Consider the following 26,015-nt stretch of genomic DNA (forward strand, 5'->3'; position numbering starts at 1 on the left):
CGGTGGGCGGTGCCGGGAGGGGGCGCGCGGGCCCCGCGCTCGCGGCGGCGGTGGCGGCCGCGGCGCTCGGTGCGGCGGGCCTGCCGGCGGGGGCCGCGTCTCTCGAGCCGGTCTTCAACGAGGCCTTCATCGAGACGGTCCGTGGGGAGGCGGCGTTCGACGTCGGCGACGAGATGGCGACCTTCGGGGCGGTCTTCGGCGCGCTGCCCGAGGCGGTGAAGGTCTATCCGACGGAGAACTACTACTACTTCTCCTTCTACGCCGGCGGGGTCGAGTATGGCGGCAATCTGCGGCTCGACGCCGCCGACCGGGACGACGGGGTGCTGCACTTCGCCTACTACCGCAAGCCGCAGCCCTGGACGGACCGCGCCGGCGCGCACTACCGCCAGCTGACCGCGGCGGACGGCGTGAGGGTCGAGCGGGAGCGCGGGCTCGCCTACCGGGTGACGTACGGGGGGAAGTCGGTGGTTTTCCGGCTGAACGACCTGTCGGACGTGACGCCGCCGGACGACGCCGTGCGGGCGGGGGAGACGTTCCTCGGCCCCGTCTTCGACGAATCCGGGCTCGCCTTCTACCTCCTCTTCGACACGGGGCGGCGCGAGTTCATGTTCGTGCTCGACGAGCGGGAGAGGGTAGCTGACGAACTCGTGCGGGTGCGCGAGGAGCATCCCGCGCTGACGGTCGGGGAGCGCACGGGCTTCGCCTTCTACGAGGACCGCCACGCGAGGAGGAAGATCCTCGTCGGGGTGGAGGCGGGGAACGTCGCGCTGAACAATTACCACGACGGGCCGTTCGACCAGCTGCCGGACAATTTCGTCCGCGGCGAGGAATTGCGCGAAGCCATCCTCGCCAAGCATCCGGACCTTCAGGGCGAGATCGACCGCTTCGGCGGCTTCGTCGGCAGCGAGGGGCGCTTCCTCGTGAACCCCTACGTGCATTACGGGCGGCGCGGCGAGCTCGAGGCCTTCCTGCGCTGCGCCGACCCGGCGCTCGACGAGGAGGGGTTCTACCGCTGCGTCACGCCACCGGCGCGCGAATAAGCCGGCGCTGCGGTCACCCGGCATTGGCGGAGCGGACCGTTTCGCCTATGAGAAGGGCTGACTTGTTTCCGTGCAGGAATCCTGCGTGCAGCCCTCCGTAGATCCATCGAGCCCGTCGCCGCCGCCGCTGATCGAGACGGTCGCCCTGACGAAGCATTTCGGGTCCGTCACCGCCAATGACGGGATCGACATCGCGGTGCGCGCGGGCGAGATCCACGCGCTCCTGGGCGAGAACGGCGCGGGCAAGTCGACGCTCGTGAAGATGCTCTTCGGCGTCCTGCAGCCGACCTCCGGCGAGATCCGGTGGGAGGGGGAGCCGGTGATCCTCGATTCGCCGGCCGGCGCGCAGGCCCTCGGCATCGGGATGGTCTTCCAGCATTTCTCCCTCTTCGAGGCGCTGACGGTGGCGGAAAACGTCGCCTTCGCCCTGCCGGACACGATGCCGCTGCGGCAGATCGCGGCCGAGGTTCGCGAGATCTCGGAGAGCTACGGCCTGCCGCTCGACCCGCATGCGCCGATGCATCGCCTGTCCGTCGGCGAGCGGCAGCGCGTCGAGATCGTGCGGTGCCTCATGCGGCAGCCGAAGCTCATCATCCTCGACGAGCCGACATCGGTCCTCACGCCGCAGGAGACGGAGGGCCTGTTCGAGACGCTGGAGCGGCTGAAGCGCGAGGGTCGGGCGGTGCTCTACATCAGCCACCGCCTCTCCGAGGTGAAGCGGCTCTGCGACACCGCGACCGTGCTGCGCCAGGGGCGGAAGGTCGCGACCTGCGATCCCCGCCAGGAAACCCCCGGCAGCCTCGCCCGCATGATGATCGGCTCGGAGGTGCGCGAGGTGAAGCCGGCTCCCGCCCACGAGCTCGGCCCCGTCCGGCTGAGCGTCGACAGGCTGTCGTGGCGGAAGCCGGAGGTGCAGTCCGTGGCGCTGCGGGACGTCTCGCTCGAGGTGAGGGGCGGCGAGATCCTCGGCGTCGCGGGCGTCGCCGGCAACGGGCAGGAGGAGCTGTTCCAGGCCCTTGCCGGCTTCTTCACGTCGGCTCCGGACGCCATCCGCATCGACGGCCGCGACGTCGGGAAACTGGACGTCAACACACGGCGCCGGCTCGGGGCCGCGTTCGTGCCGGAGCAGCGCATGGGCGAGGCGGCGGTCGGCGAGCTCCACCTGAGCGAGAACACCTTCCTGAGCCTCCACGCGAGCGAAGATCTCGCGCCCCGCGGATGGCTCGCGATGTCGCGTGCCCGCGCCATCACCCGCCGCGTGATCGAGCGGTTCGACGTGCGGGCCGGCTCCGCGGATCCGCTCGCCTCCACCCTCTCGGGAGGCAACCTCCAGAAGTACGTCGTCGGCCGCGAGCTTTCGAGGAGCCCCGGCGTGCTGGTCGTCAACCAGCCGACATGGGGCGTCGACGCGGGCGCGGCCACGATGATAAGGCAGGCGCTCATCGACCTGGCCGCGGCCGGCAGCGCCGTCGTCGTCATCTCGCAGGATCTCGACGAGATCTACGAGGTATCGGACCGTATCGCCGCGATCTCGCACGGGCGGCTCTCCGCGGCGCGCCCGGTGCGCGAGCTGACGGTCGAGACGCTGGGCCTGATGATGGCGGGCGCGGAAAGCGGGGAGGCGGCCCATGCGCCTTGAGGTGACGCGCCGCGCCGCACCCTCGAAGGCGATGGCGTTCCTGTCGCCCGTCATCGCGATCGCGCTGACCGTGTTCGCAGGCCTTCTGATCTTCGCCGCCGCCGGGCTCGACCCCCTGCGGGCAGTCCATCTCTACTTCGTGTCTCCCTTCACGAGCCTCTACTCGCTGCAGGAAGTGCTCGTGAAGGCGTCGCCGCTCGTCCTGATCGGCGTGGGGCTTTCGCTCTGCTTCCGCGCCAATGTCTGGAACATCGGCGCCGAGGGCCAGTACACGCTCGGTGCCGTGTGTGGCGGCGGCGTCGCGCTCGCGATCGGGGAGGGCAGCCCGTTCCTCGTCCTGCCGTGCGTGATCGCCGCCGGAATCCTCGGCGGGCTCGCATGGGCAGCGATACCCGCGCTCCTCAAGACGGTGTTCCGGGCGAACGAGATCCTGACGAGCCTGATGCTGACCTATGTCGCGCTCTACCTGCTCGACTACCTCGTGCGCGGCCCGTGGCGGGATCCGATGGGCTTCAACTTCCCGCAGTCGGCGCTCTTCGAGCCGGCCGCCACCCTGCCGGTGCTGACCTCCGACGGCCGCCTCCATCTCGGCGTCGCCTTCGCGGTTCTCGCTGTCGCCATCGCCGCCGTCGCCTTGCCCGCCACGCTACGCGGCTTCTCCATCCGTGTCGCGGGCAGCGCCCCGAAGGCGGCGCGCTTCGCGGGCTTCAGCCAGAGCGGCACGGTGCTCTTCGTCTTCCTGACGAGCGGCGCGCTGGCGGGCCTCGCCGGCGTCGCCGAGGTGACGGGAACGCTGCAGCAGCTCCTGCCGGAGATCTCACCGGGTTACGGGTTCACGGCGATCATCGTGGCGTTCCTCGGGCGGCTCAATCCCGTCGGCATCCTGTTCGCAGGCGTCGTCCTCTCCGCCTCCTATATCGGCGGCGAGGTGGCGCAGCTTCGGCTCGGCCTGCCGGTCGAGGTGGCGATGGTCTTCCAGGGTATCCTTCTCTTCTTCCTCCTGGCCTGCGACAGCCTCATCCATCACCGCATCGCATTCCGCCGTGCGGCGCCCCGGACGGAGGCGCGCCATGTGGGCTGAGGCGATCATCCTGACGGTGATCACGGCCGCGACGCCGCTCGCACTGGCGGCGCTCGGCGAGCTCGTGACCGAGCGCTCGGGCGTCCTCAATCTCGGCGTCGAGGGGATGATGGCGGTCGGCGCCGTGACCGCATTCGCCGTCGCGGTGACGACCGGCAGCGGCGCGGCGGGAATCCTCGCCGGCGCCATGGCCGGGGCCGCCCTCTCCCTGATCTTCGCCTTCCTGACCATCACGCTCGCGACGAACCAGGTGGCGACGGGGCTCGCCCTCACCCTGTTCGGCCTCGGCATCAGCGGCGTGATCGGCGACGGGTTCGTCGGCATCAGCCGGCCTCCGCTGCCGCAGCTCGAGATTCCGGGCCTGAGCGACCTGCCGCTGGTGGGGCGGATCCTGTTCCGGCAGGACGCGATGGTCTACCTGTCGATCGCGCTGACCGCTGGCGTCTGGTGGTTTCTCTCCCGTTCGCGCCAGGGGCTCAAGCTGAGGGCCGTCGGCGACAGTCACGCGAGTGCGCACGCCCTCGGGCTGAACGTGATGCTGACCCGCTACCTCGCCGTGATGTTCGGCGGCGCCTGCGCAGGGCTTGGCGGCGCGTATCTTTCGCTGGCCTACACGCCGATGTGGATCGACGACATGACAGCGGGGCGCGGCTGGATCGCGCTCGCCCTCGTCGTCTTCGCCACCTGGATGCCGTGGCGCCTGCTCGCCGGCGCCTATCTCTTCGGCGCGATCACGATCCTGCAGTTCCACGCACAGGGCGCGGGCATCGGGTTGCCGTCGCAGCTCATGTCGTCGCTGCCCTACCTGGCGACGATCGTGGCGCTGGTGCTGATATCCGGTCGCGGCAGGCTGGCGTTGCGGCACACGCCGCTCAGCCTCGGGAAGTCTTTCGTGCCCGAGCGGTGAGCAGCACGGCAGGACCGGCCCAAAGAAGACGAGAAGCGATGGAGGCACGCCCGTTGCGGCGGACAGGAAACGGCATGGTGTTCATGAGGGGAGTATTCGCATGAAGAGACTGATGATGGCCGCGGCGGTTCTCGCGCTGGGCCTTTCCGCCGCGAGCGCGCAGGACGAGCCGACGAAGGTGGGCTTCGTCTATGTCGGCCCAGTCGGCGATTTCGGCTGGTCCTACCAGCACGACCAGGGCCGGCTGGCCCTGGAGGAGGCCTTCGGGGACAAGGTCGAGACGACCTATGTCGAGAACGTGTCGGAGGGCCCGGACGCGGAACGCGTCATCCGCCAGCTCGCGGCGGACGGCAACGACCTCGTCTTCACGACCTCGTTCGGTTTCATGAACCCGACCGAGAAGGTCGCTCGCAGATTTCCGGACGTGAAGTTCGAGCATGCGACTGGCTACAAGCGCGCAGACAACCTCGCCACCTACGCCGCGCGCTTCTACGAAGGCCGCTACATCATCGGCAAGATCGCCGGCCGGATGACGGAGACGAACACGATCGGCTACATCGTGTCGTTCCCGATCCCGGAGGTCGTGCGCGGCATCAACGCCTTCATGCTCGGGGCGCAGTCCGTCAATCCGGACATCCAGGTCAAGATCATCTGGGTCAATTCCTGGTTCGATCCCGGCAAGGAGGCGGACGCGGCGAAGGCGCTGATCGACCAGGGCGCCGACATCCTCGTGCAGCACACGGATTCGCCGGCACCGATGCAGGTGGCCGAGCAGCGCGGGGTCTACGCCTTCGGCCAGGCCTCGGACATGAAGGAGTTCGGTCCGAACGCGCAGCTCACCTCGATCGTCGACGACTGGTCGCAGTACTACAAGGAGCGCGTACAGGCGGTGATGGACGGTACCTGGGAGTCGACGGACACCTGGGGCGGCCTCGATGCCGGCATGGTCGTCATGGCCGAGTACCGCAACATGCCGGACGACGTGAAGCAGATGGCGGAGGAGACGGAGGCCGCCATCCGCTCGGGCGAGCTGCATCCCTTCGCGGGACCGATCACGAACCAGGCCGGCGAGGTCGTCGTGGCGGAAGGCGAGGTGGTCTCCGACGAGGATCTTCTCTCGATGAACTGGTACGTCCAGGGCATCGACGACAAGCTGCCGCAGTGAAGTCCCGGTAACGGCACACAGGCGGGGCGCGACATGCGCCCCGTCTACGACTATTTCCCTAGAGGTCGCCGCTGGCGGCTCGAATGGCCGGCCTCTAATCTCTTTTCGGACGTGGCACCGGAGACGCCCTCCGGAGAACAGACCACGAGCAGAAGGGAGAAGCATGCCGATGTCGGAGCGCGTCGACGTTGCCGGCCTGCGCGTGGCCAAGGAGCTTTTCGACTTCGTGAACGAGGAGGTGCTGCCCGGCACCGGCGTGAGCACGGAGCGCTTCTGGAACGGCTTCGGCGACCTCGTTCGCGACCTCGCGCCCAGGAACCGGGCTCTCCTCGCGCGTCGTGACGAGCTTCAGGCCCGGATCGACGACTGGTGCCGGGAGCACCGCAGCCGGGGCATCGACCTCGACGCCTACGAGGCCTTCCTCCGCGAGATCGGCTATCTCGTCGACGAAGGAGAGGACTTCGCGGTCACGACCGCGAATGTGGATCCCGAGATCGCGGCCCAGGCGGGGCCGCAGCTCGTGGTGCCGGTGACGAATGCCCGCTATGCGCTGAACGCCGCGAACGCCCGCTGGGGCAGCCTCTACGACGCGCTCTACGGCACCGACGTCATTCCTGACGGGGCGGGGCTCGAGCGGGGCGGCGGCTACAATCCGAAGCGGGGCGAGGAGGTCGTCCGCCGCGCCAAGGCCTTCCTCGACGGGACCTTCCCGCTCGAGACCGGATCGCATGCCGACATCGCCGCCTACACGGTCGAGGACGGCCGGCTGATCGCCTCGACCGGCAGCGCCTCCTCGGGGCTTCGCCGGCCGGAGCAGTTCGCGGGCTATCGCGGCGAGCCTGGGGCGCCGTCGGCGGTGCTGCTCGTCAATCACGGGATCCACGTCGAGATCGTGATCGACCGCGCCCACCCGATCGGCAGGACGGACAAGGCGGGCGCCGCCGACCTTCTGGTGGAAGCCGCGCTGACGACCATCCAGGACTGCGAGGATTCCGTCGCGACCGTCGATGCCGAGGACAAGGTTCTCGCATACCGCAACTGGCTCGGTCTCATGAAGGGCGACCTGACGGCTCGCTTTCCGAAGGGTGGAGAGACGATCGAGCGGGCCCTCAGCCCGGACCGGGAGTACCAGGCGCCCGACGGCTCGACCTTCAGCCTGCCCGGCCGCAGCCTGATGCTCGTGCGCAATGTCGGGCCGCTGATGACGATCGGCGCGGTGCTCGACGGCGAGGGCAACGAGATTCCGGAAGAGCTTCTCGACGGAATGGTCACCTCCGCGATCGCGCTGCACGACGTCGGCGAGAACGGGCGACGCGGCAACAGCCGCGCCGGATCCGTCTATATCGTGAAGCCGAAGATGCACGGGCCCGAGGAGGTCGCCTACGAGGTCGAACTCTTCGGCCGCATCGAGGAGGCGCTGGGCCTGGCGCCGAACACCCTGAAGATCGGCATCATGGACGAGGAGCGCCGGACGACGGTCAACCTCAAGGCGTGCATTCGCGCCGCGAAGGACAGGGTCGTCTTCATCAACACGGGCTTCCTCGACCGGACGGGCGACGAGATCCACACCTCGATGGAGCTCGGGCCGATGATCCGCAAGGGCGACATGAAGGCCTCGACCTGGATCCAGGCCTACGAGAACTGGAACGTCGACATCGGCCTCGAGGCGGGGCTGCCGGGGCACGCCCAGATCGGCAAGGGCATGTGGGCGATGCCGGACAGGATGGCCGACATGCTGGAGCAGAAGATCGGGCATCCGAAGGCGGGCGCGAACACGGCCTGGGTGCCGTCTCCGACGGCGGCGACGCTGCACGCGCTCCACTATCACGAGGTCGACGTCCGGGCGCGCCAGGCGGAGCTGAAGAGCCGGGGGCGGGCGAGGCTGCACGACATCCTGTCGATCCCCGTCGCCGAGCGGCCGAACTGGACGCCGGAGGACATCCAGAAGGAGCTCGACAACAACGCGCAAGGGATCCTCGGCTATGTCGTGCGCTGGATCGACCAGGGCGTGGGCTGCTCGAAGGTGCCCGACATCAACGATATCGGCCTGATGGAGGACCGCGCGACGCTGAGGATCTCGAGCCAGCACATCGCCAACTGGCTGCACCACGGCGTGGTCTCAGAGGACCAGGTGATGGAGACGATGCGGCGCATGGCGAAGGTGGTGGACGGGCAGAACGCGGGCGACCCCGGCTACAGGCCGATGGCGGCGGACTATGACGGTTCGATCGCCTTCCGCGCGGCCTGCGATCTCGTCTTCGAGGGGCGCGTGCAGCCGAACGGCTACACCGAGCCGATCCTGCATGCCCGGCGCCGGGAGGCGAAGGCGCGGGCGTCCGGCTAGGTCGCGGGGCGGCCGGACATCTCCGCGAACACCCAGTCCCGGAAGGCCTGCAGCCGCGGGTCGCCGCGCCGCGTCTCGGGGTAGACGAGGTGGTAGGAGAACGACGTCGCGTCATGGCCGGAGGGCGGGAAAGGCCTGACGAGGCGGCCGGCCGCGAGATCCTCGCCGACCGACATGCCGCTGGCGAGCGCGACGCCATGCCCGGCGATCGCCGATTCGAGCGCGAGGCTCTCGATCGTGAAGCGGGGGCCGCGCTCGGCGTCGATGCCGTCGAGGCCGGCGGCCTTCAGCCACATCCGCCGGCTCGGCGCGGCGTCGTCGTCGAGCTTGCGCTGGACGTGCAGGAGCGTGTGCCCCGCGAGGTCGGCGGGCGCGCGCAGGCCCCGTTCCCCGGCGAGGAGCGCGGGGCCGCAGACCGGGAAGGCGACCTCCGCGACGATCCTCTCCGAGACCAGCCCGGGATAGTCGCCGCGCCCGTAGCGGAGCGCGACGTCGACATCGTCCGTCGAGAAGTCGACGAGGGTGTCGGTGGCGTCGAGGCGGATGTCGAAGCCCGGATCGGCGAGGCGAAAGTGGTCGAGCCGCGGCACGAGCCACTTCGCGCCGAGTGTGGGCGGCACGCTGACGGTGAGGTAGCGGAGGCGCTCGTCCGGGCGCATGGCGTCGGCGCCGGCCCGCAGCATCCGGAACGCTTCGGCCAATCGGGCGAGACCCCGCCGTCCGGCGGGCGTCAGGGCGACCTCGCGCGTCATCCGCCGGAAGAGCGGCTGCCCGAGCTCCGCCTCGAGCGCGCGCACGTGCTGGCTCACGGCGGCCGGCGACACGTTCAGCTCCTCCGCCGCCTTCTTGAAGCCGAGGTGCCGGGCGGCCGCCTCGAAGGCGCGCAGGCTGTTGAGGGGCGGCAGGCGTTTCATGCGCTTCAGCCGCCCCGCCGACCTTGATGGAGGTCGCGGAACGTCAGGCGCCGCGCGGGCCGACTTCGTCGCGCCTGCGCGCGTGCGCCCTCAGCTCGCGGTAGAAATCGTAGATCACCGCCAGGACGACGATCCCCGTGACGATGATGAGATCCGGCCGCGGCACCCAGATGACGACGATGCTCAGGAACCCGCAGACCAGGATCAGGGCGAAGGCGGCGAACAGGCGGTCGAGGATCATTCTGGGAACTCCATCGCGTTGGCCGGCTTCAGGCGACCGCGCGCCCTGCGGACTGGTTCAGATGCTCGACGAGCCAGCGGCCGGTCCTGAGCAGACGACCGTCGCGGCCCCGCGCGCCCACGAGTTGAACGCCGATCGGCATGCCGTGGCTCCCGCTGAGGAGCGGAATCGTCAGGGCGGGAACGCCGCAATAGGTCCACAGCGTGCTGAAGACGGGACTGCCGGTCGACTCGAGGCCGACCGGCGCCTCGCCGACGGCGGCCGGGGTGACGATCGCGTCGAACCGCTCGAAGACCTGCTCGAGACCGGCATAGAGGATCTTGATCCAGTCGCGCGCGAGCATGTGATCCACCGCGAGGACGCGGCGCCCTTCCTCGATCAGGCCCTGCATGGTCGGGCTGAGCTGCTCCCTGCCCCGGTCGTAGTAGGGCCCGTAGTGGCGGGCGATCTCCGCCATCTGGATCACCCGCTGCAGTTCGACCGCGCGCTGGAACGGGGAGGGGAGCTCGACTTCCTCGATGCAGTCTCCGAGTTCGGCGACGAGCTCTTCGAACCCCTGATGGACATCGGCCTCCGCCTGATCCCACACGGGTGTCCTGACGAAGGCCAGGACCGGACGGAGCGGCGGGCGAGACGTGGCCGTGGCGCGCAATTGAGGCGCGGCGACGAGCCGCATGGCCGTATCGTCCTCGTCGAAGCCGCACATCGCGTCGGTCAGAAGCGCCACGTCCTCGATCGTCCGGGAAAAGCCGCCGATCGTGTCCAGCGTGGGGGATTGCGTCAGCACGCCCGCGCGCGAGATGAGCCCGTAGCTGGGCTTGAATCCGACGACCCCGCAGTAGGAGGCCGGCCGGATGACCGAGCCGTGGGTCTGGGTGCCGACCGACAAGGGCGCCATGTGAGCGGCCACGGCGGCTGCGGAGCCCTGCGAGGAACCGCCGGGCGTTCTCGTCGCGTCGTGGGGATTCGTCGTTCGGTTCGGGGCGAAGACCGCGAGTTCGGTCGTCACCGTCTTGCCGAGGATGACCGCGCCCGACTGCCTCAGCCGGGAGACGAGATGGGCATCCTTCGCCGGGCGCCGCCCGGCGTCGAGCGGTGTGCCGTGCTCGCACGGCAGCCCCTCCACGTCGATGATGTCCTTGATGCCGACCGGCACCCCGTGAAGCGGCCCGATCGCAGCCCCGCTCGCGCGGTGCTTGTCGAGCATCGCCGCCTGCCTGAGCGCGAACTCCCGGTCGAGATGCTCCCAGGCGCCGATCTCGCCATCGCACTCGTCGATCCGGTCGAGATGCGCCTTCGTGGCCTCGACCGCCGTGACCGTGCCCTTTGCGATGAGTTCGGCGAGAGCCGTGGCCGACATCGCGGTGAGTTCTCTGTCGCGTGCGCGCAACGTCGCGTCTCCTTCGCTCTAGCGTCCGTAAACGAGGCTCGGAAGCCAGAATGCGATCTGCGGGAAGGTGTAGAGCAGGATCATGCAGATCAGGATCATGCCGAGATAGGGGAACACGCCCTTGAAGATCGCGACCAGCTGCACGTGAGGCGGCGATATGCCCTTCAGGTAGTAGGCCGCCATCGCCATGGGCGGCGTCAGGAACGACGTCTGCAGGTTGAGCGCGATCAGGATGCCGAAGAACAGCGGGTCGATGCCGAAATGGGGAAGCAGCGGCAGGAAGATCGGCACGAAGATGATGATGATCTCGCTCCACTCGAGCGGCCAGCCGAGCAGGAAGATGATGATCTGCGCCATGATCAGGAACGTGATCGGAGACAGGTCGAGACCGATCACGAACTCGCTGATGACATGCTCGCCGCCGAGGTAGGAGAAGACCGACGAGAAGGTCCAGGAACCGACGAAGAGCCAGCAGACCATGGCCGTGGTGCGCACCGTCAGGTAGACCGACTCCTTCAGCCGGTCCCACGTGAGCGCGCGGTAGGCGGCCGCCAGCACGAGGCCGCCGAGCGCGCCGATCGCGGCGGCCTCCGACGGCGTCGCCAGACCGAACAGGATCGCGCCGAGGACCGAGAGGATCAGGATTGCGAGAGGGAAGAACGAGGTCAGGAGCATGACGACGAGCTTGCCGAACGGGACCTCGCCCACCTCCTCCTTCGTGGGCTTCGGCGCGAGGTGCGGCTGCATCCAGGCCCGGGCCAGCACGTAGATGATGTAGAGGGAGGCGAGCAGGAACCCCGGCACCAGAGCGCCGGCGTAGAGCCGGACGATCGAGACCCCGGAGGTCGCCGCGTAGACGATCAGCATGATCGACGGCGGGATCAGGATGCCGAGGCAGCCACCGGCGCAGATGACGCCCGAGGCGAAGCTCGTGTCGTAGCGGGCGCGCAGCATGGCCGGGAAGGCGAGGAGGCCCATCAGCGTGACGACCGCGCCGACGATGCCGGTCGCCGTCGCGAACAGAGCGCAGGTGACGAGCGCGGCGATCGCCATCGAACCCGGCAGGTTCTTCGCCGCGATGTTGAGGGTCGAGAAGAGGCGCGAAACGATGTTCGCCCGCTCGACGATATAGCCCATGAACAGGAAGAGCGGCACGGCCGTGAGCACGTCGTTCGCCATGACCGAGTAGGTCTGGTTCACGAACAGATCGAAGATCCGGTTGTTCAGGAACGCCCCGAACCACGCCTGCGTCTGGTCGAACCAGTCGCCGCCGCTCTCGACGATCCGGTTGTAGGGCAGCCACATGCGCCGCTCGTCGTAATAGGCGTAGTAGCCGAACCCGACCGCCATGCCCATCAGCGTGAAGGCTACGGGGAAGCCCAGCATGATGAGGAAGATGAACACTCCCAGCATCGAGACCGCGATTACCGGATCAGACATTGCGGTCGCCCCTCTGCGAGATGATCTTGTTGTCGTCCTTTTCCGGCTGCCCGCCCCGGAGTTCGGCCGCGGCGGTGCTCGAGCCGCTGAGTGCTTCCTGACCTTCCGCGAGAAGGATCTTCTCCATCTCCTCCACGTCCTCGGACTGCCTCGGCCAGCTGCCGGTCCTGATGCAGACGATGCAGCGGCAGACCTGGGCGATTCCCTGGATGAAGAGCAGGATGCCGGCGGCGACGATCACCGACTTGAAGTGGAAAATCGGGATCCCGGCCGGACTGAAGACGCTCACTTCGTAGTAGCGCCAGGCACGTTCAGCGTAGCGCCAGCCCGCGAAGATCAGCGCCAGAACGCCGGGGAAGAAAAAGAGAAAGTAGAGGACCAGCTCCACCCTGGCCTGCGTCTGCGGCCGCCAGAGGCGGTAGACGAAGTCGCCGCGGACGTGGCCGTCGCGCGACAGCGTATATGCGCCCCCCATCATGAAGAGCGTGCCGTACATCATGTAGGTGATGTCGAACGCCCACGGCGTCGGACGCCCCATGACGTAGCGAACGAAGACTTCGTAACTGACCGCGAGCGTCATGAGCAGGATCAGCCAGGCGAATGCCTTGCCGATCCAGGCCGACAGCTTGTCGACGGATGCGATGAAGCCGAGCATGCCCGATCCCCTGAGGCGTGTGCGCACGATGACGGGGGCGGTGCCGACACCGCCCCCCGCGTTCTCAGCAGCTAGCCTGCGATCAGAGCTCGACCTTGCCCGGGAAATAGTGCTCGTAGGCCAGAGCGTAGTCGGGATCGTTCATGAGCTGGTAGTAGACCGTCCGCTCCACCCACTCGCGCTGGCTGTCCATCACCCGCTTGTTGAACTCGTCTCCCTCGAGGTCGGAGATAAGCTGATCCCAGGCCTCGAGCTGAGCCTCGAGAATCTCGGTCGGGGTGCGGATGACGTTCACGCCGTGCTCGTCCTGCAGGGCCTGGAGGTCGTTCGAGTACTGGTTGAGGGCCCAGGCCGAGTTCGCCGTGCTCGTGGCCTCCACCGCGTGGCGGATGATCGCCTGGAGATCCTCGTCGAGGCTCTCGTAGACGTCGCGGTTGAAGATGAACTCGAAGCACTCGCTCGCCTGATGGTAGGAGGAGAGCATGTAGTTCTTCGCCACGTCCTGGGCGCCGAAGCGCATGTCCGAGGTCGGGTTGTTGAACTCGAACGCGTCGATGACGCCGCGCTCCATCGCCGGCACGATCTCGCCGCCCGGAAGCTGGGTGACGCTCATGCCCATGGCCTGCATCAGGTCGGCGGCGAGGCCCACGGTACGGTATTTCAGGCCGTTGAGCTGGCTCGCGTTCTCGACGGGCTGCTTGAACCAGCCGAAAGGCTGCGCGGGCATCGGGAAGCCGAAGAAGGCGACGACGTTCAGCCCCAGCACGTCCTGGGTCAGCTCGCGGTAGAACTCCGCGCCGCCGCCGGCATGCATCCACGCCAGCATGTTCGCCGCGCTGCCGCCCCACACAGGGCCGGTGCCGAAGAACGAGGCCGCCTTGTGCTTGCCGTACCAGTAGACGGGCACGGAATGGGCCGCGTCGATGATGCCGTCGTGGCAGGCATCCATAACCTGGAAGGCGCCGACGATCGCGCCGGCCGGGGTGAGGTCGATCCGGATGCGGCCGCCGGACATCGCGTGCACGCGCTCGACGAACTGTTGTGCCATCTCATGGAAGGCATCCGAAGACGGCCAGGACGACTGCATGCGCAGCGTCACCGTTTCCTGGGCGCGCGCGACGTGCGGCATGGCCAGCGTGGCGGCGCCTGCGCCCGCGGCGATCGCACCGCCCGTCAAGAAGCGGCGGCGGGATACGGGTGAGTTGTCGGTCATGTGCTTCCTCCCGAAATGTTCTCGATCGACCTGATGGCTTCTTCGGCTCATCGAGGTCGGCGCTGGTCGCGCGGCGGCTAGTATACGTGCCACTTTTCGACCGCAGCAACGCCACTTTAGGCCAAGAAGAGGTTTTTTCTCTCCGCTCGGCCGGTTTCGCTGCCGGGAGGGAAGTCACGAGGTTCGGGCGCAAGGCTCGCGACCGCGCGTTGCTGCGGTCGCGAAGAAGAGTTCAAATCTGCGGCAAGAAGAGCCCGCAGGTCGAGGCGTCACCCCGTCCGGGCGAACCTGTTCAGCGGCGCCGCATCATCACCGCTGCGAGGCCCGCCCCGGCCGCCGCCAGCGCCAGACCGACCGCTGCGCCCGTGGTCCGGCGGTGTTCCGTCGCCCAGAGGGCCGGCGAGAAATCGCTCGCCTGGTCGTCGAAGCGGCCGTGGGCGGCGTAGGGCCCCTTCACCGGCTCGAAGAGATTGTCGGCGCGGACCTCGGCCCGCTCCTGCGTCTGCTGCCCGTCCCAGGTGCCGGCCAGCATCCGGTCGAGATAGCCGGCCATCACCTGCTGCCCCAGGATGGCCTGGTAGGTGGAGCCGCCGACCCAGACCTCCCGCCTGGGGTGGAGCGAGGCGAAGTGAATGGCCTCCGCGGCGACCTCCGGCTGGAAGACGGGCGGAACGGGCTGGGCACGCCCCGGCATCTTGTTGCGGGCCCAGTCGAACTGCGGCGTGTTGACGGCGGGCAGGTGCACCATGGTGACCGCGACGTTCGCGCCCTGGTGGATGAGCTCGCTCCGCAGCGAATCGGTGAAGCCGACGATGGCGTGCTTCGCGGCGCAATAGGCCGCCTGGAGGGGGATCGAGCGATAGGCGAGGGCGGATCCGACCTGGATGATCGTCCCCCACTTCTGGTAGCGCATCCGCTTGAGCGCAGACTGCGTGCCGTGGACGACGCCGAGATAAGTCACCTCCGTCACGCGGCGGAACTCCTCGGCCGTCGTGTCCTCGACCGGCGCCAGCACGGTGACCATCGCGGAGTTGACCCAGACGTCGATCGGGCCGAAGGCGCGCTCGGTCTCGACCGCCGCGCGCTCGACGGCTGCGGCGTCGGCGACGTCGCAGGGGAGGGCGATCGCGTTGCCTCCGAGCGCGCGGACCTCGTCGGCTGCGTCCTCCAGCCGCTCCGGGTCCCGGGCGATGAGCCCGACATTGGCGCCCTCGTGGGCGAACTCGCGCGCGACCGCACGGCCGACGCCCGCGGAGGCCCCGGTGATGACGACGGTTCTCGGCATGCTTCTCGTCCTTTCGTGTCGTGCCAGACGAAGGAACACGTGGCAGGCGCGAAGGTTCGCCTCCCCCTGCCGAGGGGCGTGGAAGCGCGTGGAACAGTTGAAGCGGCCACGACTTCCATCTGGGAACCCGCCGCACGGCGGCCGCCATCCACCACCGAGACGACCGCCATCGGCATGCTGCAGTGGATCAACTCCAACTCGGGCGCCCTCGACGTCATCGCCAATATCGGCATGCTGCTGATATGGCTCGTCTACCTGCCGCTGTTCCTCGCCAGCTACGGGCGGCAACGCAAGGCGAAGATCCTCGTGAACCGCGGCGTCGGCAGCTGATCGGGGCCGAGCGCAGCTTCGAGATCGTGCCCGGCGGTGTGGCCCGGCGCGTCCGACCCTCGAGCATCCTCTCGAGGCAGCTCGGCGGGCGCCGCGACCGCCGGCGACTGAACCGGCTCATCGAGCGCACCTACCTGCAATAGGCCGCAGAGCTTGCCTCTGGCTCGGGATCGGGGCTCAGGAGCCCTGCCGCGGCACCTCGTCCGGCGGTATCACCGGCGTGGTGCCCTGCTCCGGAGGATCGATCGTGAGGTCCCCGTCGCCGGTGCGCGGCGGCTCGATCACCTCGTCCTCGCAGCCGGCAAGCTCGGCGGCGCGCTCCTCGTCGACGCCGGGCGGGGGCTCGTAGCCGCCGGGATCGCAGGGAAAGACCTGCTCGGGAATGGTCGTTTCGGGCGCGGGCTGGGCGGGGGAGGTCTCGGGCGCAGTCGCCTGGGCGTGAGCGGCGGACACGAGCCCGACAAGCGGCAGCGCCAGCGCGAGGCGGACCGCGGATCTGCGAATGGCCATCGTTGAACTCCTTCGCAGCGAAACGTCGGCGCGCGTCGAACGGATCCGGCGCGACGGCAGGGGAACGAGCGACGGCCGCGCCGCCGTCAGGTGCCCACCCTGAGGGGGCTCACCAGGCCGCGCAGCGCGGCGACGACGCTGAGGGCGGTGATGCGGCCCGTGCGCGGGTTCGCGTCGGACGGCACGCTCTCGACGAGGCCGATGGAGGAAAGCAGGGCGCCGGCGGACCGCGATCGGTCCGCGATAAAGCCCCAGGCGAGACGGCCCGTGACGCCGGCTATCTGAACCGTCGCCAGCAGCCAGCCGCCCCGGATCAGGTCGTAGGAGAGGTCGGCGACCGCGAAAGCCACGACGAACGTCATCAGGCAGATCTGCGTCGCGGAGAAGAAGAAGCCGCACAGGCCCAGCCAGCGCAGGCCCGGATGCCGATCGGGGGATCAGTCGGGACGTGCGACCGCATCGTCGGCAAAGCTCATATTTATAACCTCCGCATAGTCGAGCGTCCTCGTCACCAGCCCCGCCGAAAGCAGGCCGTCCATCTGGCGCTCGAAACCGAGGGGAGGCAGAAGCGGGCTCGTGCTCCAGAGGACGAGGCTCTGGTACCGTGCGACGGACCTGGCGAGGCTCAAGTTTCTGCCCACGAGGAAGAAGGGATCGCGGGTGACCACCTCGGCGAAGCAGACGAGGTCGCTGCCGTGAACCTTGTCGTGGTCTACGATGACCCGCATCGGTCCGCCGAGAACGACATGCGCCGCCCCCGAGCGCAGCAACTGCCCCACGTCCTCACCCGGCGGCACCGCCCCGTAGTCGAGATCGAGCTCCTCCTGCGAGAAGGCTCCGATCTCGAAGGCAGCGTAGACGGGCATATAGAAGACCGCCCTGAAGGCTTCCCGGAACGCACACTTCACACTCGGCCCTCGCGGTCAGTTCATGTACACGCCGCCGTTCACGTGCACGGTCTGGCCCGTCACATAGCCTGCTCCAGGGAGGCAGAAGGACGCGATCACGTGGGCTACCTCTTCGACCGTGCCCTCCCGACCGAGCAGGATGTCCTCGCTGCCCTTCGACATCTGCGGCACGGCGCCGGCGGTGGCCGATCGCCGCCCCCCGATGGAGCCGGGGACGATGCAGTTGACCCTCACCCCATGCGGCGCGAACTCCACGGCGAGGGTACGGGTGAGGCCTCCGAGCGCGGCCTTGGCGGTGGCGACATGCGCCCGGCGGGCGGCGCCGATATGGGCGGTGACACCGCCGATGTTCACGATGGATCCGCCACCCCGGGCGACCATCGATCGCAGCGCCTCGCGGCTGCACAGGAAGGTGCCGTCGACGATCACGGCCATGGTCTGGCGCCACTCCGCCAGCGACATTTCCAGCAACGGCTTCTCGCCGCGGATGGCGGCGTTGTTGACGAGGATGTCGACGCCGCCCGCCTCGGCCTCGATCCGCCGGAACATCCCTTCGACCGCGGCTTCGTCGGTGATGTCGGCCATCACCACGAGCGCGCGCCGACCGATCGCTTCGACTTCGGCCGCAACGGCTTCGACCTCGTCTCGGGCCCGGTGGCCGTGCAGCACGACGTCCGCCCCCGCCCGCGCGAGCCTGAGAGCGGTGGCCCGGCCGATCCTGCGCGACGCTCCCGTCACGACGGCGACATTGCCAGAGAGATCGGTGTCCGACTCAGGCGCTTCCATCGATGCCGACTTTCTCATGATCTGTGTGCGTGAGCCGCCGCCGCGGAAACGATCGGTTCGTAAGGAGGGCGCGGCACGGCATGACGGCCGGCTAGACCCGCTCTTCCATCCACTTCGCACACTCGAACAGCTGCAGGTCGGCGCCTCGCGGCGTCACGATCTGCAGGCCGAGCGGCATGTCCTCGAGCCGCTCGGAGATCGGGATCGTGAGGGACGGCACGTGCAGCGCCGTCCACAGGATGCAGAATTCCGAGGGTCCGGTGGACGTGATGCCCCGGGGGGCTATCCCGGCGGCGCTCGGGCAGATCAGGCAGTCATGGGCGCCGAGAAAGGACCTGGCCGCCTTCCGTGCCTGCTCCAGCGCTTCGACCGCCTCGACATACTGGGCGGCCTCGATGCGGCACCCGTCCTTCAGCCGTCCCTCGCGCAGGAGGACGCTCAACTGGTCGAAATGCTCGCGCCGCTCGGCCGCCAGCGAACGCGCGAGCTCGTAGCTCGAGATGCATCTGTGGGCGGCGGCGGCCGCCGCCACCTCCGAGGGAGCGCCGAGCATGACCGCTCCTCGCGCTGGCTGGATTCGGACTACCGGAGGCGCGTCTTCAGCGGCGTGGCGGTGCTGCTGCTCGCCATCCTGCTCGTCGTCTTCTTCCAGACGCTCGGATACGCACTCGGTTTTCTGCTTTTCATGGTCGCGACGCTCCTGATCCTGCGGGTGCGTTCGCCGCTCGTGGTCGTCGGGGTGCCGCTCGCGACCGTCATCGTCGTCCATTTCATGTTCGTCGGATGGTTCGGCCTCCCGCTGCCGGCCGGCCTGCTGCGGGGCATCCTCTAGCCTCGTCTTCTCGACCTCGCCCCGGAGGAACGGACGACAATAACGGAAGCGCATAGGGCTCCATGGAACACGCCATTCAGGGACTGCTTCTCCTGCTTCCTGCGGCATGGGCCGTCCCGGCCGGCCTGATGGCAGGGATGTTCATCGGTGCGATACCCGGCCTCAGCGGCAGCGGCATGCTCGCGGTTCTGCTCCCGGTGCTGGTGACGCTGCCCCCGGAAATCGGACTGATCTTCTCGATCAGCCTCTATGCCGGCGGCGAGGTCGGCAATTCCTACCCTTCCATCATTCTGAACATGCCGGGGGACGCCTCGGGCGCGATCACCGCCACCGAAGGGCATCCGCTGATGCTGCGCGGGCAGGGCGGGCAGGCGCTCGGGATGGCGGTCACCGCCTCGATGTTCGGCGCCATGCTGGCGGGCGTCGCCACGCTGTCGGCGACGCCGATGCTCGCTCAGGTGGCGCTGAAGTTCTCCTCCGTCGAGATCTGCATCATCGTGCTCTTCGGCATCACGGCGATCGCCCAGATCTCCGGCGGCGGCCTCCTGAAGGGGCTGCTCTTCGGCTTCCTCGGCCTGTTGATCGCCACCACCGGAACCGACCCGATGTGGGGCTCGTTCCGCGGCACGTTCGACATCGTCTATCTCTATGACGGCATTCCGGTCATTCCGGTCCTGATCGGGCTTCTCGCCTTCTCCGAGGTTCTTCTCGCGATGGAGGCGGGCGTCGAGAACCCCAAGGTCGACCGCAGCATCAGGATCACGCTGGCCTCCCTCTGGGAAGGCTTCGTCACGACGATCAAGCTGCCCTTCGTCGTGCTGCGCTCCGCGATCACGGGCATTCTCGTCGGAGTCGTGCCGGGGGCGGGGACCACGATCGCGTCCTTCCTCTCCTACCAGCAGGCCATCTCGCTCGCGCCGCCGGAGGAGCGAAAGGAGTTCGGCAAAGGCTCGAAGCGGGGTCTCGTCGCGACCGACTGCGCCAACAATGCCTGCGTCGGCGGCACGCTCGTGCCGCTCCTGACGCTCGGAATCCCCGGCAGCTCCGCCGGCGCCGTGATGCTGGTCATCATGGCCTACCACAACCTGGAGGTCGGCCCGCGTCTCTTCGCCCGCCACGGCGACATCGCCTATGCCGTCCTGTGGTCGCAGTTCCTCGCGGCGACGCTGATGTTCGTGATCGGCTCGGTGATCGCCTGGTTCGCCTACCGGCTCGCCCTCATTCCGGTGAAGGTGCTGATCCCGGTCGTCGCCGTGTTCTGTCTGATCGGCTCCTTCGCGACGAACCAGTACGTGTTCGACATGGGGATCATGCTGCTCTTCGCGGTCATCGGCTACGTCGCGAAGAAGCAAGGCTACTCCGTCGTGGCGCTGCTGCTCGGCGTGATCCTCGGCTCAGTCTTCGAGGCGCATCTCAACCGGGGCCTGCGAATGGGCTTCGGCTCGCCCGAAATCTTCTTCACACGGCCGCTCGCCCTGTTCCTTTGGGCACTGCTTCTCGCGATGCTGTTCGGCCCGCTCATCTGGAACCAGGTGAAGAAGCGGCGGGCCGCCGCCGGCGGGAGGCATCCGGCACCGTGAGCGCCTCCTCCACACAACCAGAACCCCATGGAGACCCCAGAATGAACGTGAATGTCGAGCCGGTATCGCCGGTGATGGAGAGGCTGAGCGCCTACATCTTCGAGGCGCTGCGGGCCGAGCCGCCGGCCGAGGTCGTGGAGAAGGGCAAGCACCACCTGCTCGACACGGTGGCCGCCATGGTCTCGGGGGCGAGGCTGAAGCCCGGCCGCATCGCCATCTCCTACGTCGACTCCCTCGGCGGGGCGCCGCAGTGCACGGTGATCGGCTCCAAGACCCTCAACAATCCGGTCAACGCCGCCCTCGCGAACGGCATGCACGGCCATGCCGACGAAACCGACGACTCCCACCTCGGCGCCCGCTTCCATCCGGGCTGCGGCGTCGTCCCTGGCGCCCTGGCGGCGGCCGAGCTGAAGGGCCGCAGCGGCGCCGATCTCCTCAAGGCGGTCATCCTCGGCTACGACGTCGGCGTCCGCTTCAACTACTCGATGGGTCCGCGCAAGGTCTATTCCGGCGGTCACAGCACGCACAGCGTCGGCACGCTCTTCGGGGCGTCGGCCGCCGCCGCCGCTCTCATGCAGGAGACGCAGCTGCAGGTGCAGCACCAGCTCTCCTACACGGTGCAACAGGCGTCGGGCGTCCAGTGCTGGATCCGCGATGACCAGCACATCGAGAAGGCGTTCGACTTCGGCGGCATGACGGCGCGGAACGCCCTGTCGGCGGCGACGATGGTCGCCCACGGATGCACCGGCGTCGACGATGCGCTGTCGGGCTACCTCAACTTCTTCTCCGCTTTCGCAGACGACCCCCAGCCCGACGCGCTGATCGACGGGCTCGGCTCGCGCTGGGAGATCCTGGAGGCGAGCATCAAGAAGTGGTGCGTCGGCTCGCCCTGCCAGGCCGTGCTCGACGCGGTGACGATCCTGATGGAAACCGAGGGCCTCAGCGCCGACGATGTCGAGGCGATCACGCTCGAGATGCCGGACGATCGAGCCCACCTCGTCGACAACCGGCCGATGCCGAACGTCAACGTTCAGCAGCTCGTCTCCCTCGCCCTCGTCGACCGCGGGCTGACCTTCGAGGCCGCGCACGATTACGACCGGATGAACGACCCCGCGGTGCAGGAGATCCGCCGCCGCATCGACCTCGTCTACAGTCCGGAGCTGACCGAGGCGCGGCCGGCGCGGCAGGCCATCATGAGCGTCAGGACGAAGAGCGGCCGCGAGCTTCGCCATCACACGATCGCCGTGAAAGGTACGCCGGCCAACAGGATGACGCGCGACGAGGTCGTCGCCAAGGCGCGCGACCTGATGGAGCCACATGTCGGCCAGGAGACGAGCGACCGGCTCATCGACTCGCTCCTGAATATCGAGACGCTGAAGGATCTCTCCAGCTTGCGGCCGCTCCTGCAGGCGTAAGCGCAAGATGGCCGTCGACCTCTCTTTTGGTCGACGGCCTCGCCGGTCTCGGATATTGCGGGATCTCCCACCGATCCGCGGCTTCGAATCAGGGTCCTCCGATGGACAATTCAGGGATCCCCCGCGCCGACCTCGTCTACAACTGGATCAAGACCAGGATCCGGGAGGGCAGCCTGCGGCCCGGCACCAGGCTTCGCGAGGCGGAACTCGCGGAGGTCGTCGGCGTCAGCCGCACGCCCGTGCGCGAGGCCATCAACCGGCTGATCTCGGAAGGCCAGCTCGTCATGGGCCCGGGTCGCGGCTTCACCGTCGCGAAGCTCGACCGCCAGCAGGTCATCGAGCTCTACGCGCTCCGCGAGTTCCTGGAGGCAGCCTCCGCGCGCTTCGCCGCCCAGCACGCTTCGGAACCGGAGATCGAGTCCCTGCGCGAGCTCCTCGACGGCAGCCGGGTTCTCTTCGACGACCCGCCACAGCTCGCCATCCTCAACAAGCGCTTCCACCTGGCGATCAGCAGCGCCGGCCACAACCGCTATTCGGAGCAGGCACTGACGCGGCTTGCCGACTTCCTCGGCCTCGTGCCCGGCACGACCTTCCAGATGGAGGGCCGACCGGCGGCAGTGTACGAGGAGCATAAGGCCATTCTCGATGCGATCGCCGATCGCGATGCCGACCGCGCGGAGGCCGCGGCGCGCTATCACATCCACCACGCCGGAAAGGCGCGGCTCAAGCTCCTGTTCGACCAGATCTAGGTCACGGACTCACCGCGTTACCACAATCGACGAGCTCTCTTTCGAATCCGGTGATCGTTTCCCCGGCTTGGGCCGGAGCGAGGGGATGGCGGTGACGCGGCTGCGGGAGGCGGACGACAGTTCTAGCTCGGCCATGAACTTCGGCATCGGCTCGGGGTTCTTGTTGGCGATGGCGAGCCGGGCGGCGGCGGGACGTAGCCGGCCGGCGTCTTCAGGGGGGTGGGCATCTCCTTGAGGTTCTTCTCGGTCTCCGCCCATCGCCCATAGGCCGAAGCCCATCCACCTGGTGCTTACGGGAGTCCCTGGGAAGCTACGGGTGGATGGAGCGTCCGCTCATGCCACATCCCTCCGGGCCGGATTATTCTCCTGCGGCAGGCGCATACCGGGTTGATAAGCGCCGCGGGCAGAGCGAACGGTGCTGTCACGGACGATCGCAAGGGAAGCCGGACATGACCCGCCGCGCCACGGACGACGCCGGGGCACTCGCCTCCTTCCTCGCGAAGAAGGCCGAGATCGACGCGATGCTCGCAAGGCTCCAGGCGCTCAGCGACGACCATCGCCACGAGCCCGGAGGAGGTCGGCTGGGCCCATGTCGGCACGTTCGAGCAATACGCAAGCTTCTTGAAGGGGATCACCGGCAGCGCCTTCCGGGAGGGCGAGTACGCCGAGTGAGGGAGGCCTCCCGGGGTCCAGCCCGCGCGCTCGCGGGCTCATCCCCGTAGAAGGGCCAGCACCGTGCGGGTCCCCGACATGGAGACGACGATGACACGGCTTTCCGACACACAGGCTCTGATCCTCAGTGCTGCGGTTCAGCGGGACGACCGGATCGCCCTGCCGCTCCCCGCAAGCCGGCCGCCGCCATGTGCAGATGGATCATCTGCAGGTTCCACGGCGAGATAGCCACCCCGCGCGCCGTGGCCAGCGCATGGATGCGGAGTCAGTCGGTGATGCCGCCGGTCGGCGCCGCGTTCGGCTGGATCATGTCGACGCCGGCTTCGTCGATCAGTCGCTCGAACTCCATCAAACCGATATTCTGCTCGCCGCTATCCCGCGCCACCGGGCCGGGCCAGGCTTCGGCAAACACTGGTCATCGTGTCCAGAAGCGTCGTCGGGAGCGGCCGCGAGCACGTGGTGCACGGCGATCTCTGCCCGGCCGAGCGGCCTCTCGCACCTCATGCGTGCGATGGGGCGCCCAACGCCTCCTTCAGGATGATCTCGTATTGCTCCCGGCCGAGAGGCCGGGCGTTGGTCGCATGGGAATGGTCCTGCATCGCGGCGTCCGGGATCGTGGCGAGGATCGCCTCGTCGACGCCCATGCTGCGAAGGTCCGCGGGCAGGCCCAGGCGGGCGTTCAGCTGCGTCACGAAGTCGGCGAGGTCGGCGTCCGGTGCGAGGTCGAGCGTCCGGCGGATGGCGGCGTACTTCGTCTTCGCCGCAGGCTCGTTCATGCGCAGGACGGGCGGCAGCAGCACCGCGTTCAGCGTCCCGTGATGAAGCGAGGGCTCCTTCAGACCGCCGAGGGGATGCGAAAGGGCATGGACCGCTCCCAACCCCTTCTGGAAGGTCAGTCCTCCCTCGAGGGCAGCCATCATCATCTCGTGGCGGGCCTCGCGGTTGCTGCCGTCGCTGCAGGCCCTCTCGATATGACCGATCGCCCGCCGCAGTCCGTCGAGCGCGATCGCCTCTGCCGGCGGATTGATGCGCGGGCTGAGATAGGTCTCGAGGCAGTGCGTCACCGCGTCCATGCCGGTCGCGGCGGTCAGGCCGCGCGGCAGGCCCAGCGTCAGTTCGGGGTCGCAGATGGCGCGCTTCGGAATGAGATAAGGCGAGATGAAGCCGAGCTTCCGCCCTTCGCGAAGCGTGATGAGCGCGGCCCGGCCGACCTCGCTGCCCGTTCCCGCGGTGGTCGGCACGGCGATCAGCGGGGGCATGTCGGGCCCGATCCGGCCGACGCCGCCAGCATTGGCGGCATATTGCGACAGCGGCGCGGGATGCGCCGCAAGGAGCGCCACCGCCTTCGCCAGATCGATCGGCGAGCCGCCGCCGATCGCCACCAGGCCGTCGCATCGTTCTTCGCGATACGTCGCGAGCGCCAGCTCGACCGCTTCCTCGGTCGGGTTCGCCGGCGTTCCGGTGAACGTGGGAAGATCCCGCAGGCCCGTTGCCGCCGCCACCTGCGCAGCAATGCCCGCCGCCGCGACGCCGGCGTCGGTCACGACGAGAGGGCGGCGAAGCTTCAGTTCGCGCACATCGTCGGCGATGGCGGCGGTCGCGCCGAACTCGAAGCGGATGGTGGTCAGATACTGGATGATCGACATCTCGGCGGTGCCTTCAGGTCGGACAGGAGGCGGTCGCCTGACCGCACGGGTGCCGACCGGCAACCACCCGTCTCGTGCTCAGTCTGCGGTACCGGATGTCTACGAAAAATCGGCCGCTCATCCAACCGGAGAACGCGGAGCTCGACCGCCATGGCCTCGTGAGCCAGGCCCGCAGGAGGAACCGGGCGAAGGCTGGGGGCACCCCGCTCACCCAAGCCGTCCGTCCCAACGATCTCTGGTGCGCCGACTTCAAGGGCGAGTTCAAGCTCGGCAATGGCCGCTACTGTTACCCCCTGACGGTCACCGACCAGGCTTCGCGCTACCTGCTCCTCGCCGAAGCGCTCGAATCGGTCCGCGAGGCGCCGGTCATCGAAGCCTTCGCGCGGCTGTTCAGGGACCGTGGCTTGCCTCACGGGATCAGGAGCGACAACGGGGTTCCCTTCGCCAGCCCGAACGGGCTCTACAACCTCTCGCGGCTTTCCGTCTGGTGGCTGAGGCTGGGCATCACCATCGAGCGCATCGAGCCGGGCCATCCGCAACAGAACGGCCGGCACGAGCGCATGCATCTGACGCTGAAGAAGGAGGCGACCCGCCCACCGGGCGTCAACATCCTGCAGCAACAGGCTCGATCCGATGCGTTCCTGAGCGAATTCAACGAGGAGCGGCCGCACGAAGCGCTCGCCATGAAGACGCCGGCCGAGATCCATTCGCCCTCGTCACGCCCCTGCCAGGGCCTGCCGGAGCTGACCTATCCCTTGCACGACAAGGACATCATGGTCACCGCCTGCGGCCGCATCTGCATGATGAAGAAGAAAATCAACGTCTCGACCGTGCTCGCCGGCCAGAGGCTCGGAATCAAGGAAGTCGACGACGGCATCTGGCTCGTCAGCTTCATGCGCTACGATCTGAGATATATCGAAACTTGCCGCGAGTCCGATCGTGATCCGACTTATAACCCTTCTCCACTGACAGCTCCGCGCCCAAACCGGTCGTACATTCGAGCGAGCCTCGTTGCGAAAGCAGTCGCAGCTTTTCGACGGGGAAGCCGAGCGCGCCACTTTAGTAGTTGGTCGAACTCGAGCTTGAAAACGGCGTGCTCAGCCGGGGCACGCAGCTCGCCCACCCGTCGATGATCCTGACGGCGAGCTGCGTGTCGTAAAGCCCGCTCAGCGCTTCCGCGGTGAGCGTTTCCGCCGTGCGGCCGAAGGCGGTGAGCTCGCCGTGCTTGATGAGAGCGGCGAGGTGGGTGCAGGCGAAGGCATGCTCGGGATGG

The 26,015-nt window shown here is 68.2% G+C and carries 26 protein-coding genes and 1 pseudogene; 12 read left to right on the forward strand and 15 right to left on the reverse strand.

What is annotated here, in order from left to right; all coding sequences use genetic code 11:
- The first annotated feature begins 2 nt into the window (after positions 1-2).
- From N177_RS04045 to N177_RS04070, 6 genes are all read left to right on the forward strand, one after another.
- Positions 3-1,040: a hypothetical protein gene (locus N177_RS04045; RefSeq protein WP_152527830.1), complete on the forward strand. Its 1,038-nt coding sequence runs from the start codon at positions 3-5 to the stop codon at positions 1,038-1,040.
- Between the two features lie 85 nt (positions 1,041-1,125).
- Positions 1,126-2,679: an ABC transporter ATP-binding protein gene (locus N177_RS04050; protein ID WP_023430962.1), complete on the forward strand. Its 1,554-nt coding sequence runs from the start codon at positions 1,126-1,128 to the stop codon at positions 2,677-2,679.
- Complete coding sequence (locus N177_RS04055) at positions 2,669-3,760, forward strand: ABC transporter permease (RefSeq protein ID WP_023430963.1); 1,092 nt, start codon at positions 2,669-2,671, stop codon at positions 3,758-3,760. Before N177_RS04050 ends, N177_RS04055 begins: the two co-directional genes overlap by 11 nt.
- On the forward strand, positions 3,750-4,667 hold the full coding sequence (locus N177_RS04060) for an ABC transporter permease (protein WP_023430964.1): 918 nt from the start codon (positions 3,750-3,752) through the stop codon (positions 4,665-4,667). The genes N177_RS04055 and N177_RS04060 overlap by 11 nt, the downstream gene beginning before the upstream one ends.
- Before the next feature lie 100 nt (positions 4,668-4,767).
- On the forward strand, positions 4,768-5,832 hold the full coding sequence (locus N177_RS04065; RefSeq protein WP_023430966.1) for a BMP family ABC transporter substrate-binding protein: 1,065 nt from the start codon (positions 4,768-4,770) through the stop codon (positions 5,830-5,832).
- 169 nt (positions 5,833-6,001) lie between these two features.
- Positions 6,002-8,176 (forward strand): malate synthase G, encoded by a 2,175-nt coding sequence (locus N177_RS04070; RefSeq protein ID WP_040485128.1) that lies wholly within the window; start codon positions 6,002-6,004, stop codon positions 8,174-8,176.
- Here N177_RS04070 and gcvA read toward each other — a convergent pair.
- The 7 genes from gcvA to N177_RS04105 form a co-directional block, all read right to left on the reverse strand.
- Positions 8,173-9,090, reverse strand: a complete 918-nt coding sequence (gene gcvA, locus N177_RS04075) for a transcriptional regulator GcvA (protein WP_023430968.1) — start codon at positions 9,088-9,090, stop codon at positions 8,173-8,175. The genes N177_RS04070 and gcvA overlap by 4 nt on opposite strands.
- Before the next feature lie 43 nt (positions 9,091-9,133).
- Positions 9,134-9,331, reverse strand: a complete 198-nt coding sequence (locus N177_RS04080; protein ID WP_023430969.1) for a hypothetical protein — start codon at positions 9,329-9,331, stop codon at positions 9,134-9,136.
- 28 nt (positions 9,332-9,359) lie between these two features.
- Positions 9,360-10,721, reverse strand: coding sequence for an amidase (locus N177_RS04085; RefSeq protein ID WP_023430970.1), 1,362 nt, complete (start codon positions 10,719-10,721; stop codon positions 9,360-9,362).
- A gap of 18 nt (positions 10,722-10,739) precedes the next feature.
- Positions 10,740-12,161 (reverse strand): TRAP transporter large permease, encoded by a 1,422-nt coding sequence (locus tag N177_RS04090; protein ID WP_040485114.1) that lies wholly within the window; start codon positions 12,159-12,161, stop codon positions 10,740-10,742.
- A complete protein-coding gene (locus N177_RS04095; RefSeq protein WP_023430972.1) occupies positions 12,154-12,816 on the reverse strand; it encodes a TRAP transporter small permease subunit in 663 nt (220 codons plus the stop codon). Before N177_RS04095 ends, N177_RS04090 begins: the two co-directional genes overlap by 8 nt.
- 82 nt (positions 12,817-12,898) lie before the next feature.
- The gene (locus N177_RS04100; protein WP_040485115.1) at positions 12,899-14,029 is read right to left on the reverse strand and encodes a TRAP transporter substrate-binding protein; all 1,131 of its coding nucleotides are present in this window, start codon (positions 14,027-14,029) and stop codon (positions 12,899-12,901) included.
- 292 nt (positions 14,030-14,321) lie between these two features.
- Entirely contained in the window at positions 14,322-15,314 is a 993-nt protein-coding gene (locus N177_RS04105; protein ID WP_023430974.1) for an SDR family oxidoreductase, read from the reverse strand.
- Between the two features lie 174 nt (positions 15,315-15,488).
- Between N177_RS04105 and N177_RS21565 the strand changes: the two genes are divergently transcribed.
- Positions 15,489-15,644 carry a hypothetical protein gene (locus tag N177_RS21565; RefSeq protein WP_023430975.1) on the forward strand — a complete coding sequence of 52 codons (156 nt, stop codon included), beginning with the start codon at positions 15,489-15,491 and terminating at the stop codon, positions 15,642-15,644.
- A gap of 177 nt (positions 15,645-15,821) precedes the next feature.
- Here N177_RS21565 and N177_RS04110 read toward each other — a convergent pair whose 3' ends face one another.
- The 5 genes from N177_RS04110 to N177_RS21280 form a co-directional block, all read right to left on the reverse strand.
- Positions 15,822-16,154 (reverse strand): hypothetical protein, encoded by a 333-nt coding sequence (locus N177_RS04110; RefSeq protein ID WP_023430977.1) that lies wholly within the window; start codon positions 16,152-16,154, stop codon positions 15,822-15,824.
- 86 nt (positions 16,155-16,240) lie between these two features.
- Positions 16,241-16,516 (reverse strand): hypothetical protein, encoded by a 276-nt coding sequence (locus N177_RS04115; protein WP_023430978.1) that lies wholly within the window; start codon positions 16,514-16,516, stop codon positions 16,241-16,243.
- 75 nt (positions 16,517-16,591) lie between these two features.
- Positions 16,592-17,020, reverse strand: coding sequence for an ABC transporter substrate-binding protein (locus N177_RS04120; protein WP_152527831.1), 429 nt, complete (start codon positions 17,018-17,020; stop codon positions 16,592-16,594).
- A gap of 57 nt (positions 17,021-17,077) precedes the next feature.
- The gene (locus tag N177_RS04125) at positions 17,078-17,848 is read right to left on the reverse strand and encodes an SDR family NAD(P)-dependent oxidoreductase (protein ID WP_023430980.1); all 771 of its coding nucleotides are present in this window, start codon (positions 17,846-17,848) and stop codon (positions 17,078-17,080) included.
- 91 nt (positions 17,849-17,939) lie between these two features.
- Complete coding sequence (locus N177_RS21280) at positions 17,940-18,401, reverse strand: amidase family protein (RefSeq protein WP_023430981.1); 462 nt, start codon at positions 18,399-18,401, stop codon at positions 17,940-17,942.
- Between N177_RS21280 and N177_RS22230 the strand changes: the two genes are divergently transcribed.
- The 4 genes from N177_RS22230 to N177_RS04150 all read left to right on the forward strand — a co-directional run bounded on the left by N177_RS22230 (position 18,300) and on the right by N177_RS04150 (position 22,424).
- Positions 18,300-18,680, forward strand: a complete 381-nt coding sequence (locus tag N177_RS22230) for a tripartite tricarboxylate transporter TctB family protein (RefSeq protein WP_152527832.1) — start codon at positions 18,300-18,302, stop codon at positions 18,678-18,680. The genes N177_RS21280 and N177_RS22230 overlap by 102 nt on opposite strands.
- A 62-nt stretch (positions 18,681-18,742) precedes the next feature.
- On the forward strand, positions 18,743-20,260 hold the full coding sequence (locus tag N177_RS04140) for a tripartite tricarboxylate transporter permease (RefSeq protein ID WP_023430983.1): 1,518 nt from the start codon (positions 18,743-18,745) through the stop codon (positions 20,258-20,260).
- A 41-nt stretch (positions 20,261-20,301) separates the two neighbouring features.
- On the forward strand, positions 20,302-21,675 hold the full coding sequence (locus tag N177_RS04145) for an MmgE/PrpD family protein (RefSeq protein ID WP_023430984.1): 1,374 nt from the start codon (positions 20,302-20,304) through the stop codon (positions 21,673-21,675).
- Between the two features lie 101 nt (positions 21,676-21,776).
- Positions 21,777-22,424, forward strand: a complete 648-nt coding sequence (locus N177_RS04150) for a GntR family transcriptional regulator (protein WP_023430985.1) — start codon at positions 21,777-21,779, stop codon at positions 22,422-22,424.
- A gap of 937 nt (positions 22,425-23,361) precedes the next feature.
- Here N177_RS04150 and N177_RS21575 read toward each other — a convergent pair.
- Both N177_RS21575 and N177_RS04155 read right to left on the reverse strand, forming a co-directional pair.
- Positions 23,362-23,508 (reverse strand): hypothetical protein, encoded by a 147-nt coding sequence (locus N177_RS21575; RefSeq protein ID WP_023430986.1) that lies wholly within the window; start codon positions 23,506-23,508, stop codon positions 23,362-23,364.
- Positions 23,509-23,596: 88 nt separating this feature from the next.
- Complete coding sequence (locus N177_RS04155; protein WP_023430987.1) at positions 23,597-24,742, reverse strand: iron-containing alcohol dehydrogenase; 1,146 nt, start codon at positions 24,740-24,742, stop codon at positions 23,597-23,599.
- Between the two features lie 131 nt (positions 24,743-24,873).
- On the opposite strand from N177_RS04155, the pseudogene N177_RS04160 reads away from it, so the two are divergent.
- Positions 24,874-25,662, forward strand: a pseudogene (locus N177_RS04160) (integrase core domain-containing protein); the annotation flags it as partial.
- A gap of 139 nt (positions 25,663-25,801) precedes the next feature.
- Here the strand turns inward: N177_RS04160 and N177_RS21950 are convergent.
- Positions 25,802-26,015: hypothetical protein (locus N177_RS21950; protein ID WP_210163425.1), on the reverse strand; the 214-nt coding region annotated here is incomplete at its 5' end.

The organism is Lutibaculum baratangense AMV1, assembly GCF_000496075.1.
GTDB classification, from domain to species: domain Bacteria; phylum Pseudomonadota; class Alphaproteobacteria; order Rhizobiales; family Tepidamorphaceae; genus Lutibaculum; species Lutibaculum baratangense.

Bases quoted from the DNA above. Each gene is read 5' to 3' on its own strand.
- N177_RS04145 (WP_023430984.1), top strand. From the start codon at position 20,302: ATGAACGTGAATGTCGAGCCGGTATCGCCGGTGATGGAGAGGCTGAGC.
- N177_RS04155 (WP_023430987.1), bottom strand. From the start codon at position 24,742: ATGTCGATCATCCAGTATCTGACCACCATCCGCTTCGAGTTCGGCGCG.
- N177_RS04150 (WP_023430985.1), top strand. From the start codon at position 21,777: ATGGACAATTCAGGGATCCCCCGCGCCGACCTCGTCTACAACTGGATC.
- N177_RS04105 (WP_023430974.1), bottom strand. From the start codon at position 15,314: ATGCCGAGAACCGTCGTCATCACCGGGGCCTCCGCGGGCGTCGGCCGT.
- N177_RS21565 (WP_023430975.1), top strand. From the start codon at position 15,489: ATGCTGCAGTGGATCAACTCCAACTCGGGCGCCCTCGACGTCATCGCC.
- N177_RS04065 (WP_023430966.1), top strand. From the start codon at position 4,768: ATGAAGAGACTGATGATGGCCGCGGCGGTTCTCGCGCTGGGCCTTTCC.
- N177_RS04055 (WP_023430963.1), top strand. From the start codon at position 2,669: ATGCGCCTTGAGGTGACGCGCCGCGCCGCACCCTCGAAGGCGATGGCG.
- N177_RS04070 (WP_040485128.1), top strand. From the start codon at position 6,002: ATGTCGGAGCGCGTCGACGTTGCCGGCCTGCGCGTGGCCAAGGAGCTT.
- N177_RS04115 (WP_023430978.1), bottom strand. From the start codon at position 16,516: ATGACGTTCGTCGTGGCTTTCGCGGTCGCCGACCTCTCCTACGACCTG.
- N177_RS04100 (WP_040485115.1), bottom strand. From the start codon at position 14,029: ATGACCGACAACTCACCCGTATCCCGCCGCCGCTTCTTGACGGGCGGT.
- N177_RS21280 (WP_023430981.1), bottom strand. From the start codon at position 18,401: ATGCTCGGCGCTCCCTCGGAGGTGGCGGCGGCCGCCGCCGCCCACAGA.
- gcvA (WP_023430968.1), bottom strand. From the start codon at position 9,090: ATGAAACGCCTGCCGCCCCTCAACAGCCTGCGCGCCTTCGAGGCGGCC.
- N177_RS04090 (WP_040485114.1), bottom strand. From the start codon at position 12,161: ATGTCTGATCCGGTAATCGCGGTCTCGATGCTGGGAGTGTTCATCTTC.
- N177_RS04140 (WP_023430983.1), top strand. From the start codon at position 18,743: ATGGAACACGCCATTCAGGGACTGCTTCTCCTGCTTCCTGCGGCATGG.
- N177_RS04080 (WP_023430969.1), bottom strand. From the start codon at position 9,331: ATGATCCTCGACCGCCTGTTCGCCGCCTTCGCCCTGATCCTGGTCTGC.
- N177_RS04060 (WP_023430964.1), top strand. From the start codon at position 3,750: ATGTGGGCTGAGGCGATCATCCTGACGGTGATCACGGCCGCGACGCCG.
- N177_RS04120 (WP_152527831.1), bottom strand. From the start codon at position 17,020: ATGCCCGTCTACGCTGCCTTCGAGATCGGAGCCTTCTCGCAGGAGGAG.
- N177_RS04110 (WP_023430977.1), bottom strand. From the start codon at position 16,154: ATGGCCATTCGCAGATCCGCGGTCCGCCTCGCGCTGGCGCTGCCGCTT.
- N177_RS04125 (WP_023430980.1), bottom strand. From the start codon at position 17,848: ATGGAAGCGCCTGAGTCGGACACCGATCTCTCTGGCAATGTCGCCGTC.
- N177_RS22230 (WP_152527832.1), top strand. From the start codon at position 18,300: ATGCTCGCGCCGCTCGGCCGCCAGCGAACGCGCGAGCTCGTAGCTCGA.
- N177_RS04095 (WP_023430972.1), bottom strand. From the start codon at position 12,816: ATGCTCGGCTTCATCGCATCCGTCGACAAGCTGTCGGCCTGGATCGGC.